Source organism: Candidatus Blastococcus massiliensis AP3 (genome assembly GCF_000582785.1).
Taxonomy (GTDB): Bacteria; Actinomycetota; Actinomycetes; order Mycobacteriales; family Geodermatophilaceae; genus Blastococcus; species Blastococcus massiliensis.
Map to the genome: position 1 here is coordinate 211,108 of NZ_HG931174.1, position 13,581 is coordinate 224,688.

The window sequence follows — 13,581 nt, forward strand, 5'->3', positions numbered from 1 at the left end:
TCCGAGGAGTGGCCTTGGCCAAGGACCGTAAGCCCGACGACGCGCGCCCCAGCGGCGGCGCGACCCGGTCCGGAGGCGGCAACCCGAAGCGCGCGAAAGCGGGCGGCAAGGGGAGCCGGACGCGCCCGCCCACGCAGGTGGTGGCCAACGCGCAGAAGCGGCCCTGGGGGCTGATCGCCGGCGCGCTCGCCGTCGTCGTGTTCGCCGCGGCGGTCATCACCTACGCGGTGGTGCAGGTCAACGAGGCGAACGCCGGCAAGGCGAACTCCGTCGACGACATCGCCGGCGTCGAGTCCTGGGAGGACCTGTCCCAGGAGCACGTGCAGACGACGGTCGACTACGAGCAGTCGCCCCCCGTGGGTGGTCCCCACGACTTCGAGTGGGCCGACTGCACCGGCACCGTCTACGACGTGGACATCCGGCCCGAGAACGCGGTGCACAGCCTCGAGCACGGCGCGGTCTGGATCACCTACGACCCGGAGGTCGCGTCGGACGAGGACATCGAGACGCTGGCCGACCTGGCCGACGAGCCGGGCCGGATGCTCTCGCCCTACGAGGGGCTGGACAGCCCGATCAGCATCCAGGCCTGGGGCCACCAGCTGAAGGTGGACAGTGCCGTAGACGAGCGGTTGAAGCAGTTCGCCGACCTGCTCACCTTCGCGGCCAACCTGGAGCCGGGTGCCACCTGCGAGAACCCCTCCTTCCTCGAGAACCCGCGGGTCGCCGGTGAGACCGGTCCCGCCACCAGCGCTCCGGACGACATGGGCGCTCCCCCGTCGGACGGCTCCTGACCGCCCTCCCCGAGACCGAGGTGGATCCGTGGACTCCCCCGCACCGCGCTCGGCCGCCCGCGCGGCGCTGCTGGCGGTCATCGCCCTCGCCCTGGTCCTGATCGGCGGCGGGCTCGCCGTCGCCCTGGGCATCGGGCGCGGCGAGCCGGCGCCGGACGCCGACTCGGTCGACGCCGGGTTCTCCCGGGACATGGCGCGCCACCACCTGCAGGGGGTGCAGATGGCCAATCTCGTCCCCGACCGGAGCGAGGACCGGGAGGTGGAGATGCTGGCCTTCGACATCTCCGCCACGCAGACCAACCAGGCCGGCCGGATGCAGGGCTGGCTGGACCTGTGGGACGTGTCGCCGTCCGGCGGCGAGATCATGGCCTGGATGGGCGACGGGCACGCCCACGGCGCGGGGGGCCACGACTCGTCGGACACCGGCCGGGGTGCGCTCATGCCGGGCATGGCGACCGACGAGGAGCTGGCGAACCTCCGCAGCCTCACCGGGACGGCGTTCGACGTCGAGTTCCTGCGGCTGATGATCCGGCACCACCAGGGCGGGTTCGACATGGCCGAGTACGCCGTCGAGCACGCCGACGTGACGGCGGTGCGCAACCTGGCCCGGGCGATCGCGCAGAGCCAGGGTGCGGAGACCCGGACCATGACCGACATGCTCACGGCTCGGGGCGGAACACCCCTCCCCGAGCCGTGAGGCCCTCCAGCCAGGGGCCGCTCCCGGGCTGATACGTTCTTCCCGAACGACACGAGCCCCCGTAGCTCAGGGGATAGAGCACTGCCCTCCGGAGGCAGGGGCGCAGGTTCGAATCCTGCCGGGGGCACTCGCGTTCGACGGTTCAGGCCACAGCCTCGAGGGCAGTGACGGGCGTCTCACCGGCCTCCGCTAGCGTCCGCTGCCATGGAGAGCAGCGGCATCGCGACGGCCACCGTCGGCGACATCGAACTGGCCTACGAGACCTTCGGCGACCCGGCGGGCATTCCGGTGCTGCTGGTCAGCGGCCTCGGTTCGCAGATGATCAGCTATGCCGACGAGCTCTGCGCAGGCCTCGCCGAGCGCGGCCTGTTCGTCATCCGGTTCGACAACCGCGACGTCGGCCTGTCCACCCACCTGCACTCCGCCGGCACGCCCCGCCTCGGCGACGTCCGCCGCGGGGACCGGTCGAGCGTCCACTACGAGCTCGCCGACATGGCCGCCGACGCCGCCGGCCTGATCCAGGTCCTGGGCCTGGACTCCGTGCACCTGGTCGGGGTGTCCATGGGCGGGATGATCGCGCAGCGGGTCGCCATCACGTACCCGGAGCGGGTCCGCAGCCTCACCTCGATCATGTCCACGACCGGGGACCGGTCGGTGGGCGGCGCGTCGGAGGCCGCCCAGGCCGTGCTCTACGCACCGCCGGCCACCGACCGCGAGGGCGCGATCCAGCGCCAGCTCGAGACCTCACGGGTCATCGGCTCCCCCGGCTTCCCGTTCGACGAGGAGGCGGTCCGCGCACGGGCCGGCCTGGCCTTCGACCGGGCGCACGACCCCGCGGGGGTGGCCCGTCAGATGGCCGCCATCGTCACCAGCCCCGACCGGACCGCGGACCTCGGGCGGGTCGCGGCGCCCACCCTGGTCATCCACGGCTCGGACGACGCCCTGGTGAACGTGTCGGGCGGTCGTGCCACCGCGGCCGCCGTCCCCAGCGCCGAGCTGGTCGTCATCGACGGCATGGGCCACGACCTGCCCCGCCCGTTGTGGCCGGAGCTCATCGAGCGCATCGGCGGCCTCGTCAGCCGGGTCGAGGGCCGGGTCTGACCGACCCGGGGCTCAGCTGGTGAGCATCCCGCCCTCGACCGGGATGGTCGTCCCGGTCACGTAGCCGCCGGCGTCGCTGACCAGGAAGATCAGCGCGGCGGCCAGCTCCTCGGGGTGGCCCTTGCGGCCCACCAGGATGCGGGGCAGCTGCGAGTCGAGGTACTCCTCGGGGTACTGCTCGGTCATCTCGGAGGCGAAGAAGCCCGGGGCCAGGGCGTTCACCCGGATGCCCTTGCGCCCGGTCCACTGCTGGGCGAGGTCGCGGGTCAGGCCGATCAGGCCCGCCTTGCTCGCGGCGTAGGCCGCCTGCGGCAGCCCCGCCGTGGTCAGGCCGAGCATGCTGGAGATGTTGACGATGGAGCTGCCCGGCTGCATGACCCGCCCGCAGGCCTGCGCCATCCAGTAGCAGCCGTTGAGGTTGACGTCGATCACCTGCCGGAACTGGTCCGGGGTCTCGCGCGTGGCCGGCACGGCGGTGCCGATGCCGGCGTTGTTCACCAGGACGTCGACCCGGCCGAACTCGGCCATCGCTGCCTCGACCAGCGCCGTGCAGTCCTCCGGGCTGGCCACGTCGGTCCGGACGGCGAGGGCGCGCCGGCCGGCGGCCTCCACCGCCCGCTGGGTGTCGGCCAGCCGGTCCACCCGCCGCGCACCCAGGACGACGTCGGCCCCGGCCTCGGCCAGCGCCCGGGCGAACACCACCCCGAGTCCGGAGGAGGCCCCCGTGACGACGGCGACCTTGCCGTCGAGGCGGAACATGTCCAGGATGCTGCGCTCGCTCACCGCCCGAACCTAGCCCAGCCCTCAGGCCTCCACGACCTGCCCGGCGGTGACCCGGAGACGCCGGGTGGTGTGCACCGCGTCGAGCATCCGGCGGTCGTGGGTGACCAGCAGCAGCGTGCCCTCGTAGCCGGCCAGCGCCTGCTCGAGCTGCTCGATCGCCGGCAGGTCGAGGTGGTTGGTCGGCTCGTCGAGCACGAGCACGTTCACGCCGCGGGCCTGGAGCAGCGCGAGCGCGGCGCGGGTCCGCTCGCCCGGCGAGAGCGTCTCGGCGGGGCGCAGCACGTGCTCGGCGGTGAGGCCGAACTTCGCCAGCAGGGTGCGCACCTCCGCCGTCGGCCAGTCGGGCACCTCCGCGCCGAACGCGTCCAGCAGCTGGTCGGTCCCGAAGAAGAGCCCGCGGGCCTGGTCGATCTCGCCGATGCGCACCGCCGGTCCCAGCGCCGCCGTCCCCTCGTCCGGCGCCACCCGCCCGAGCAGCGCCGCCAGCAGGGTCGACTTGCCCGACCCGTTGGCCCCGGTGATGGCCACCCGGTCGCCCCAGTCGATCTGCAGGTCCAGCGGACCGAGGGTGAAGCCGCCCCGACGGACGACGGCGCCGCGCAGCGTGGCCACGACCGCCCCGGCTCGGGGAGCCGCGGCGATCTCCATCCGCAGCTCCCACTCCTTGCGGGGCTCCTCCACGACGTCGAGCCGCTCGATCATCCGCTGGGTCTGCTTGGCCTTGGCCGCCTGCTTCTCGGACGAGGCGCGGTTGGCCGCCTTGATGTGCTTGTCGCCGTCCTTGGACTTCTTGATCGAGTCGCGGACCCCCTTGGCCATCCAGTTGCGCTGCATCCGCGACCGGGCCTCCAGCGACGCCTTCGTGTCGGCGAACTCCTCGTACTCCTCGCGCGCGTGCCGCCGGGCCACCTCGCGCTCGGCGAGGTAGGCCTCGTAGCCGCCGTCGACCACCCGCACCAGCTGCTGGGCGAGGTCGAGCTCGACGACGCGGGTGACCGTGCGGGAGAGGAACTCCCGGTCGTGGCTGACGACGACGATGCCGGCGCGGGAACCGGCGACGAACCGCTCGAGCTGGTCCAGCCCGGCCAGGTCGAGGTCGTTGGTGGGCTCGTCGAGCAGCAGCAGGTCGTAGCGCGAGAGCAGCAGCGAGGCGAGGCCGACGCGGGCGGCCTGCCCGCCCGACAGCCCGGTCATCGGGGCGTCCAGCTGCACGCCCGGCGCCACGTCGGCGACGACCTCGGCCGCGCGCTCCTCGAGGTCGGCCCCGCCCAGGGCGAGCCAGTGCTCCAGCGCGTCGCCGTAGGTCTCGTCGGCGCCGTCCTCCCCCGCGGTGAGCCGCTCGGTGGCGTCGTCCAGCGCGGCCTGGGCGGCCGCGACGCCGGTGCGGCGGGCGAGCGCGCCCAGCACGTCCTCGCCCGGGTGCCGTTCGTGCTCCTGCGGCAGGTAGCCCAGCGTCGCCGACGGCGGGCTGACGACGATGCTGCCCGCTTCCGCGGGCAGCTCGCCCGCCAGCGTGCGCAGCAGGGTGGACTTGCCGGCGCCGTTCACGCCCACCAGCCCGACGACGTCGCCGGGGGCCACGACGAGGTCGAGGTCCGCGAACAGGACGCGCGCACCGTGGCCGGCGGCCAGTCCGCGCGCGACGAGGGTGGCACTCACGGGCGTCAGCCTCCCACCCGCTCACTCCCACCCGTTCACTCGTGGTCGAAGGCGTCCTCGTCGTACCCGTCGGCGTGCGGCTCGTCGTCGGTGCGGCGCCGGCGCACCAGCCAGGGCTGCAGGTGGTCGTAGCCGCGCACCGACACCCGCCGCAGCGGCCGCACCTTCAGGTCGGGCAGCTCGCGGATCCGGTCGGCGAGGTCGCGGTCGACGAGCAGGGTTCCCGGCCGCGCGAGGGACGTCAGCCGGGCGGCCAGGTTGACCACCGGCGAGTAGATGTCGCCCAGCCGCGTGAGCACCCGCCCGTAGGCCGCCCCGACCCGGAGCGGGGGCCGCTCCTCGGTGTCCCAGACCAGGGGCAGCCGGAGCCCGATCTCCACCGCGTCGACGGCGGTCGCCGCGGTGAACAGGACGCCGTCGCCGACGGTCTTCACGACCCGGCCGTGGTGCCGCGCGATGACTTCGGCAGCGGTGCCCTCGAAGTCCTCCACCATCTCGCCGAGCTCCTGCCCGCCCATGCCGCGGCTGCGCGAGGTGTAGCCGACCAGGTCGACGAAGCCCACGGCCAGCTCGCGCCGGTCACCAGGCCCGCTGACGGCGAACAGCCGCTCGGCGTTGGCGGCGAGGTGCCGGCGCCACACGTAGTCCTGCACCTCCCGCAGCCGCGGCAGGAGCTCCTTCGCCGCCGCGATCGCCTCGTCCGCCGAGGCGGAAACGAGCTCGTCCCGGTCGGCGTCCGTCCGGGCTCCGCGGGCCAGCGCGTCGGCGAGCATGTCGGTCTGCCAGTCGGCCAGCCGGGACAGCGACTGGCCCATCGCGCGAGCGATCGAGGCCTCCGTCTCCGGGTCGACGAAGCCGGAGTCGATCAGCGTGGAGAGCACTCCGAGGGCCTCGACGTCGGCGTCGGTGAACGCCGGGTCGTCGTCGGCGGCGTCGGGGAAGCCCAGCGCCCGCCAGAGTCGCTGCGTGCGCTCCGGGGGCATCCCGGACATCTCCGCCACCTGCAGCCGGGTGTAGCGGCGCGGGCCGTCGAGCAGCAACCGCTCCAGCGCGTCCCGGGCCTCGGCGCCCGGCGGGGGGCCCGGGTCGTCCATGCGGGCCGGGCTCAGCCGGTCGTGTGCACGACGAGGACGTCGCACGTGGACCGGCGGGTGGCATCGGCGGGCACCGAGCCGAGCAGCCGGCCCTTGATGCCCGCCAGCCCGCGGTTGCCGACGACGAGCAGATCGGCGTCCTCGCGGCGGACGACGTCCAGGAGCGCCTCGACCGGCGAGCCCTGGACGGCGAGGGTGCGCACCGTCGTCGCCCCCGCCTTCTGGGCCCGCTCGGCGGCCGTGCGGACGGTGTCCTCGGCCGGGTGGGAGCCCACGATCTGGTACGCCTCGTCCCGCAGCACGTCCTGCGCCCGGGAGAGCTCCCGGTCGTCGGCCTCGGTGGGCAGGTAGGCGCAGGCGATGACCAGGGTGGCCCCGCTCGCGCCGGCGATCATGCCCGCCCGGGCGACCGCCCGCAGAGAGGACTCCGACCCGTCGGTGCCGACGACGACCGTGCGGTAGGCGTTCGCGCTGTCGCTCACGGCGCGCACTCTATGTGACCGTGTGCCGCCGGTCACCTCCAGCCGCAGGCGCCCGACCAGCACCGTCGTCCGATCACCCGGCTGGACCGGTCCCGCCCGGGCGTCCACCGCCGTCCGGCACGCCGAGGAGAAAACCGCTCCCGGGATCGCGGGACCGGTGCGCTTGGATGGGTGGACCCCCGGCCGACGACACAGGAGACACGCCATTTCCAGCGGAACCACCGCGGCGACCGGCCCCGTGCGGGTCGACGTACGCGGACTGACGAAGTCCTTCGGGGCCGTCCGGGCGGTGAGCGACCTGGATTTCACGGTGGAACCCGGGCAGGTCACCGGCTTCCTCGGGCCCAACGGCGCCGGCAAGACCACGACCCTGCGCATGGTGCTGGGGCTCATCCGCCCCGACACGGGGACGGCGACCTTCGACGGCACCCCCTACACCGAGCTGCGCGACCCGGTCCGCACCGTCGGCGCCGTGCTCGAGACGGCGTTCCACCCGGCGCGGTCAGCGCGCAACCACCTGCGGGTGTACTGCCGGGCCGCCGGGCTGCCGCTCGAGCGTGCCGACGAGGTGCTGCGCCAGGTCGGGCTGAGCGACGCGGCCGGGCGCCGGGCGGGGAGCTACTCCCTGGGCATGCGGCAGCGACTCGCGCTGGCCGCCGCCCTGCTCGGCGACCCCGGCGTCCTCGTGCTCGACGAGCCGGCCAACGGCCTGGACCCCGAGGGCATCCAGTGGCTGCGCGGCTTCCTCCGGCACCTCGCCCACGACCAGGGGCGCACCGTGCTGGTGTCCAGCCACCTGCTGTCGGAGGTCGAGCAGACCGTCGACCGCGTCGTGATCGTCGGGGGCGGACGGCTGGTGCGCGAGGGCTCCATGGCCGACCTGCGCGCCGGCGCGGCCGGGGCCGGGACGGTCCTCGTGCGCAGCCCCGAGGCGCAGCGGCTGGCCGAGACCCTGCGCGTCGACGGGACCCAGGTGTCGCTGGACGGCGACGGCGCGCTGACCGTCTCGGGCCGCTCGGCCGCCGAGATCGGCCACCGCGCCTTCACCGCCGGCATCGAGCTGCACGAACTGCGTCCGCACACCAGCGGGCTGGAGGAGATCTACTTCCAGCTCACCAGCGGTCAGGAGCAGTTCGCCGCCCCGTCCCCCGGCTCTTCGATCCCCCAGGGAGCGGCCCGATGATCGCCCTCGTCCGCGCCGAGTGGACCAAGCTGTTCACCACGAAGGTGTGGCTCGGCCTGCTCGTCGGTTCCGCGGTGATGGTGGCCGCGTTCGCGGTGTTCTTCACCGCCTTCGCCGGGGAGCCCGAGAGCGGGCTGCCCGCGGTCGGCACGCCGCTGTACGAGGACCTCATCCTCTCCACGGCCGCCAACGCGAACATCCTCTTCCTCATCCTCGGCATCATCGGGATGACTCAGGAGTACCGGCACCGGACGGCGACGCCCACGTTCCTCACCACGCCGCACCGCGGCCAGGTGGTCATCGGCAAGCTCATCGCCTACGCACTGGCCGCCGCTGCCTTCGGCCTGGTCGTCGTGGTGGTCAACTACGTCGTGGTGCTGATCCACGCCGGAGCCCGGGGTGCGGCGCCCTCCCTCGACGGCGACAACCTGGCGACGCTGGCCAGTTCCCTGCTCGCGCTGGTCATCTACGCGGTGATCGGGGTGGGCCTCGGCGCGCTGCTGCGCAACCAGGTCGGCGCCATCGTCGGCGGGCTGATCTACCTGTTCGTCGTCGAGCCGATCATCCGGTCGGTGCCGGCGACCGCCGGGGCCTACAAGTGGATGCCCGGTGGCGGGCTCGAGGCCCTCACCGCGACGTTCGAGGGCCCCGACCTGCTCGAGGCCTGGCAGGGCGGCCTGCTGCTGCTCGGCTACGGCCTGCTGGCGGCCCTGCTCGGCACCCTGCTGGCGGTCCGGCGCGACGTGGTCTGACCACCGGCACGACGTCCTCACCAGCCTGCCGGTGGTGCACCGCGCCACCGGCAGGCTCCCGCCCGGGTGGCCCCGCCGTGCTCCGACGCGGCGTCCGTCGCACCCGGTCGGCTGCCGGGGACGGGCGTAGACTCCTTCCCTGGACCTGCGCATCCACCAGACGCCGCCCATAGACGAAGAAGGCACTCCACCCCGTGTCAACCGAGAGCTCCTCCCGGCCGTCCGCCCAGTCCCCGGTGACCGGCTTCGGCACCAACGAATGGCTGGTCGAGGAGATGTACCAGCAGTACCAATCCGACCCCGCCAGCGTGGACCAGGCGTGGCACGACTTCTTCGCCGACTACCGGCCGGGGAGCCCGCTCGACGGGGGCGTCCGAGACAAGGACGCCGACGGCCGCGCCGAGACGACGTCGCAGCCGCCGACCGCCCCGTCCGCGGAGAAGGCCGCGCCCGCGAAGGACGCAGCCGCGCCCGCGGCTCCGTCCGCCCCGTCGCGCGTCGAGCCGCAGTCCGAGGGGACCGTGGTGCACCGCGCCGCCGAGCGGGCCAGCAAGCAGCAGCCGGCCGCCCCGGCGCCCAAGCCGGCCGCGAAGGCGCCCGCCTCCGTCGCGGGGGGCTCGCAGTCCCCGCTGCGCGGCGCGGCCGCGGCGGTCGTGAAGAACATGAACGCCTCGCTCACCGTGCCCACGGCCACGAGCATCCGCGCGGTCCCGGCGAAGCTGCTGGTCGACAACCGCATCGTGATCAACAACCACCTGGCGCGGGCGCGGGGCGGGAAGGTCTCCTTCACCCACCTCATCGGCTACGCCGTCGTCCGGGCGCTCGACGCGTTCCCGAACATGAACAGCGCGTTCGCCGAGGTCGACGGGAAGCCGGTGCTCATCGAGCCCGAGCACGTCAACTTCGGGCTGGCCATCGACCTGCCGAAGCCCGACGGCTCCCGGTCGCTGGTGGTGGCGTCGATCAAGGCCGCCGAGGGCATGGACTTCGCCCAGTTCTGGGCCGCCTACGAGGACATCATCCGGCGGGCGCGGAACAACAAGCTGACGATGGACGACTTCACCGGCACCACGATCAGCCTCACCAACCCCGGCACGATCGGCACCAACCACTCGGTGCCACGGCTGACCGCCGGGCAGGGCGCGATCATCGGCGTCGGTGCCATGGAGTACCCCGCCGAGTTCCAGGGGATGAGCCCCGAGGCGCTCACCGAGATGGGCATCTCGAAGATCATCACGCTCGGGTCGACCTACGACCACCGGATCATCCAGGGCGCCGAGTCCGGCGATTTCCTGCGCCGTGTGCACCAGCTGCTGCTGGGCGAGGACGGCTTCTACGACGAGGTCTTCCGCGCGCTGCGCATCCCGTACGAGCCGGTGCGCTGGATGCCGGACGTCCGGGTCAGCCGCGAGGGGCAGATCGACAAGGAAGCCCGGGTCATCGAGGTCATCGAGGCCTACCGGCGCAACGGCCACCTCATGGCCGACACCGACCCGCTGGAGTTCAAGGTCCGCAGCCACCCCGACCTGGACATCCTCCAGCACGGGCTGACCCTCTGGGACCTCGACCGCGGCTTCCCCGTGGGCGGCTTCGCCGGCGAGCAGGTCATGCCGCTGCGCGACATCCTCGGCGTGCTGCGCAACTCCTACTGCCGCACGGTCGGCGTGGAGTACATGCACATCACCGACCCCGAGGAGCGCGAGTGGCTCCAGAAGCGGGTCGAGGTCAAGGCGGAGCAGCCCGACCGCGAGAAGCAGAAGCACATCCTGGGCCGGCTGAACGCGGCCGAGGCCTTCGAGACCTTCCTGCAGACCAAGTACGTCGGCCAGAAGCGGTTCTCCCTCGAGGGCGGCGAGTCGGTCATCCCGATCCTCGACGAGGTGCTGATCGCCGGTACCGACCACGGCCTCGACGAGGTCGCCATCGGCATGGCGCACCGGGGCCGGCTCAACGTGCTCGCGAACGTGCTCGGCAAGAGCTACTCGAAGATCTTCGGCGAGTTCGAGGGCAACATCGACCCCGGCACCGTGCAGGGGTCCGGTGACGTCAAGTACCACCTGGGTGCCGAGGGCACCTTCGAGAACCCGTTCAAGGCCGGCGCCGAGATCGCGGTCACCCTGGCGAGCAACCCCTCGCACCTGGAGACCGTCAACCCCGTCCTCGAGGGCATCACGCGGGCCAAGCAGGACATGATCGACAAGGGCGAGGGCGGCTTCACCGTGCTCCCGGTCCTGCTGCACGGCGACGCCGCGTTCGCCGGCCAGGGCGTGGTGCAGGAGACGCTGAACCTCTCCCAGCTGCGCGGGTACCGCACTGGCGGCACCGTGCACGTCGTCGTCAACAACCAGGTCGGCTTCACCACCAGCCCCGCGCAGTCGCGGTCGAGCCTCTACTCGACCGACGTGGCGCGGATGATCGGCGCGCCGGTCTTCCACGTGAACGGTGACGACCCCGAGGCCTGCGTGCGCGTGGCGCGGCTGGCGGTGGAGTACCGGCAGGAGTTCAAGAAGGACGTCGTCATCGACCTGGTGTGCTACCGCCGTCGCGGGCACAACGAGGGCGACGACCCGTCGATGACCCAGCCGCTGATGTACGACATCATCGACCGGAAGCGCTCGGTCCGGAAGCTGTACACCGAGGCCCTGGTCGGCCGCGGCGACATCACGCTCGCCGACGCCGAGGAGGCGCTGAAGGACTACCGCGACCAGCTGGAGCGGGCCTTCGCCGAGACCCACGACGTGAAGGACACCGCCAAGCCGGAACCGGTCATGGACCCGCGCACGTCGCAGGAGTCCACGGTGCAGACGGCGATCACCCGCGAGGTGCTCAAGGCCGTCGGGGACGCGCACGTGTCCTTCCCGCAGGACTTCACGCCGCACCCGAAGCTGCAGAAGATGCTCGAGCGCCGGGCCGCGATGGCCAGCGAGGGCGGCATCGACTGGGCGATGGGCGAGCTGCTGGCCTTCGGGTCGCTGCTCATGGAGGGCGTGCCGGTGCGGCTCGCCGGTCAGGACTCGCGGCGCGGCACCTTCGTGCAGCGGCACTCGGTCCTCGTCGACCGCCACACGGCGGCGGAGTACACCCCGCTGGCCAGCCTGACCGACGACCAGGCGAAGTTCTTCGTCTACGACTCCCTGCTCAGCGAGTACGCCGCCCTCGGGTTCGAGTACGGCTACTCGGTGGCCAACCCCCAGGCGCTGGTGCTCTGGGAGGCGCAGTTCGGCGACTTCATCAACGGCGCCCAGATGATCATCGACGAGTTCCTCAGCTCCGGCGAGGCCAAGTGGGGTCAGCGCTCCGGCGTCGTCCTGCTGCTGCCGCACGGGCTCGAGGGCCAGGGCCCGGACCACTCCAGCGGCCGGATCGAGCGGTTCCTGCAGCTGTGCGCCGAGAACAACATGACCATCGCCAACTGCACCACGCCGGCGAACTACTTCCACCTGCTGCGCCGCCAGGCGCTGTCGGACGTGCACCGGCCCCTGGTCGTGTTCACGCCGAAGTCGCTGCTGCGGGCCAAGGTGGCGGTCAGCGCGGTCGAGGACTTCACCGAGCAGACCTTCCGTCCGGTGCTGCCCGACCCGGGTGTGGGCGGCAAGGAGCTGGACGGTTCGGCGGTCCGCCGGGTGCTGCTGTGCAGCGGCAAGGTCGGCTACGACCTGATGGCCCAGCGGGAGTCCGAGGGCATCTCCGACGTCGCCGTCGTGCGGGTCGAGCAGCTGTACCCGCTGCCCGTGGACCAGATCCGCGAGGCGCTGGAGCTCTACCCGAACGCCACCGACGTGGTCTGGGTGCAGGAGGAGCCGGCCAACATGGGCGCCTGGCAGTTCATGGCCGTCAACCTGCCCGAGCACCTGCCGGAGGGCCGTACGTTCCGGCGGGTCAGCCGGCGCTCGTCGGCCAGCCCGGCGGTGGGTTCGGCGAAGGTGCACGACGTCGAGCAGCGCCAGCTGGTCGCCGAGGCCTACGCGGACCGGTAAGCGATGTACTTCACCGACCGGGGTCTGGAGGAGCTGGCCGAGCGGCGGGGCGACGAGCAGGTCACGCTGGCCTGGCTCGCCGACCAGCTGCGGGCCTTCGTCGACCTGAACCCGGACTTCGAGGTGCCCGTCGAGCGGCTGGCCACCTGGCTGGCCCGTGGCGGCACGGACGACGACGTCGAGGACTGAGCTCGCCATCTGTCTGCCTGGTGCGGCGAAGTAGGGGTCTGGACGGCGTTCCGGACCCCTACTTCCCCGCACGTGGGCTCCCGGCCCGCGCGCCTCGTCGACCGGCCGCCGGTGGGACGGCACCCTCGGTAGGTGCTCGGTCACTCGCATGCGCTCTCCGGCCTCGCCGCCGGGGCTGCGACCCTCCCCTGGGCGCCCGTCCACGGCACCGTGGCCCAGATGTCGTGGATCGCCGCGGCCGGCGGCTTCGCCATGCTGCCCGACCTCGACCACCGTGGATCGACGGTCTCCGACATGTGGGGGCCGGTGACCGACGTCCCCTCGGGGCTCGTGGGCAAGGTGACCGGCGGCCACCGCTGGGGCACCCACGACGCCGTCCTGGCGCCGCTGGCCCTCGGCGGCCTGGCGATGCTCGCCGCCGACGCCTACTGGTCGAGCCTGCTGCTCATGGCCCTGGCCATCGGGCTGGCCCTGCACGCCCTGCACTTCGTCATCCCGGGCAACACCGAGACGACGATCGTCGGCAACATGGCCCTGTCGTGGGCCGGCGCGTGGTGGCTGCTGGGGCACAGCCCCCCACCGTCCTGGTTGCCGTGGGCCGTCGCGCTCGGCGTGCTGACGCACATCGCCGGTGACGCGATCACCACGGCCGGGGTGCCGCTACCGGTGCTGTGGGTGTTCCGGCGTACCCGGATCGCCTTCTCCCCCCTGCGGACGGGCACGGTCTTCGAGAAGGCCGTGCTGGTGCCCGCTTTCATGGTGGCGATCGCGGTCTTCCTCTACCTCAACACCGACGCGCTCGACGCGTTCGACCCCCTGGTGCAACGGCTGACCGCCCTGGGCGGCGGCACGGCCGGCTGACAGGGCCGTCGG

The 13,581-nt window shown here is 72.8% G+C and carries 12 protein-coding genes and 1 tRNA gene; 9 read left to right on the top strand and 4 right to left on the bottom strand.

The window, feature by feature from the left end:
• Positions 1-14: 14 nt before the first annotated feature.
• The 4 genes from BN344_RS09445 to BN344_RS09460 all read left to right on the top strand — a co-directional run bounded on the left by BN344_RS09445 (position 15) and on the right by BN344_RS09460 (position 2,589).
• Positions 15-791, top strand: coding sequence for a DUF3105 domain-containing protein (locus BN344_RS09445; RefSeq protein ID WP_040338325.1), 777 nt, complete (start codon positions 15-17; stop codon positions 789-791).
• Positions 792-819: 28 nt separating this feature from the next.
• Positions 820-1,488 (top strand): DUF305 domain-containing protein, encoded by a 669-nt coding sequence (locus BN344_RS09450; protein ID WP_040338326.1) that lies wholly within the window; start codon positions 820-822, stop codon positions 1,486-1,488.
• A gap of 55 nt (positions 1,489-1,543) precedes the next feature.
• Positions 1,544-1,615, top strand: a tRNA-Arg gene (locus tag BN344_RS09455).
• A gap of 77 nt (positions 1,616-1,692) precedes the next feature.
• Positions 1,693-2,589, top strand: coding sequence for an alpha/beta fold hydrolase (locus BN344_RS09460; protein WP_051515757.1), 897 nt, complete (start codon positions 1,693-1,695; stop codon positions 2,587-2,589).
• Between the two features lie 12 nt (positions 2,590-2,601).
• Here BN344_RS09460 and BN344_RS09465 read toward each other — a convergent pair whose 3' ends face one another.
• The 4 genes from BN344_RS09465 to BN344_RS09480 are packed head-to-tail and all read right to left on the bottom strand — an operon-like array spanning position 2,602 to position 6,607.
• Complete coding sequence (locus tag BN344_RS09465; protein WP_197022295.1) at positions 2,602-3,372, bottom strand: SDR family NAD(P)-dependent oxidoreductase; 771 nt, start codon at positions 3,370-3,372, stop codon at positions 2,602-2,604.
• Positions 3,373-3,393: 21 nt separating this feature from the next.
• The gene (locus BN344_RS09470; RefSeq protein WP_040338327.1) at positions 3,394-5,031 is read right to left on the bottom strand and encodes an ABC-F family ATP-binding cassette domain-containing protein; all 1,638 of its coding nucleotides are present in this window, start codon (positions 5,029-5,031) and stop codon (positions 3,394-3,396) included.
• Positions 5,032-5,066: 35 nt separating this feature from the next.
• Entirely contained in the window at positions 5,067-6,125 is a 1,059-nt protein-coding gene (locus tag BN344_RS09475) for an adenylate/guanylate cyclase domain-containing protein (RefSeq protein ID WP_040338328.1), read from the bottom strand.
• Between the two features lie 11 nt (positions 6,126-6,136).
• The gene (locus tag BN344_RS09480; RefSeq protein ID WP_040339021.1) at positions 6,137-6,607 is read right to left on the bottom strand and encodes a universal stress protein; all 471 of its coding nucleotides are present in this window, start codon (positions 6,605-6,607) and stop codon (positions 6,137-6,139) included.
• 289 nt (positions 6,608-6,896) lie between these two features.
• On the opposite strand from BN344_RS09480, the gene BN344_RS09485 reads away from it, so the two are divergent.
• The 5 genes from BN344_RS09485 (at position 6,897) to BN344_RS09505 (ending at position 13,569) form a co-directional block, all read left to right on the top strand.
• The gene (locus BN344_RS09485; RefSeq protein ID WP_231486690.1) at positions 6,897-7,790 is read left to right on the top strand and encodes an ATP-binding cassette domain-containing protein; all 894 of its coding nucleotides are present in this window, start codon (positions 6,897-6,899) and stop codon (positions 7,788-7,790) included.
• A complete protein-coding gene (locus tag BN344_RS09490) occupies positions 7,787-8,542 on the top strand; it encodes an ABC transporter permease (RefSeq protein ID WP_040338330.1) in 756 nt (251 codons plus the stop codon). Before BN344_RS09485 ends, BN344_RS09490 begins: the two co-directional genes overlap by 4 nt.
• A 194-nt stretch (positions 8,543-8,736) precedes the next feature.
• Positions 8,737-12,519 carry a multifunctional oxoglutarate decarboxylase/oxoglutarate dehydrogenase thiamine pyrophosphate-binding subunit/dihydrolipoyllysine-residue succinyltransferase subunit gene (locus BN344_RS09495; RefSeq protein WP_040338331.1) on the top strand — a complete coding sequence of 1,261 codons (3,783 nt, stop codon included), beginning with the start codon at positions 8,737-8,739 and terminating at the stop codon, positions 12,517-12,519.
• Positions 12,520-12,522: 3 nt separating this feature from the next.
• Positions 12,523-12,708, top strand: coding sequence for a DUF6104 family protein (locus BN344_RS09500; protein ID WP_040338332.1), 186 nt, complete (start codon positions 12,523-12,525; stop codon positions 12,706-12,708).
• Positions 12,709-12,840: 132 nt separating this feature from the next.
• Entirely contained in the window at positions 12,841-13,569 is a 729-nt protein-coding gene (locus BN344_RS09505; protein WP_040338333.1) for a metal-dependent hydrolase, read from the top strand.
• The last annotated feature ends 12 nt before the right edge of the window (positions 13,570-13,581 follow it).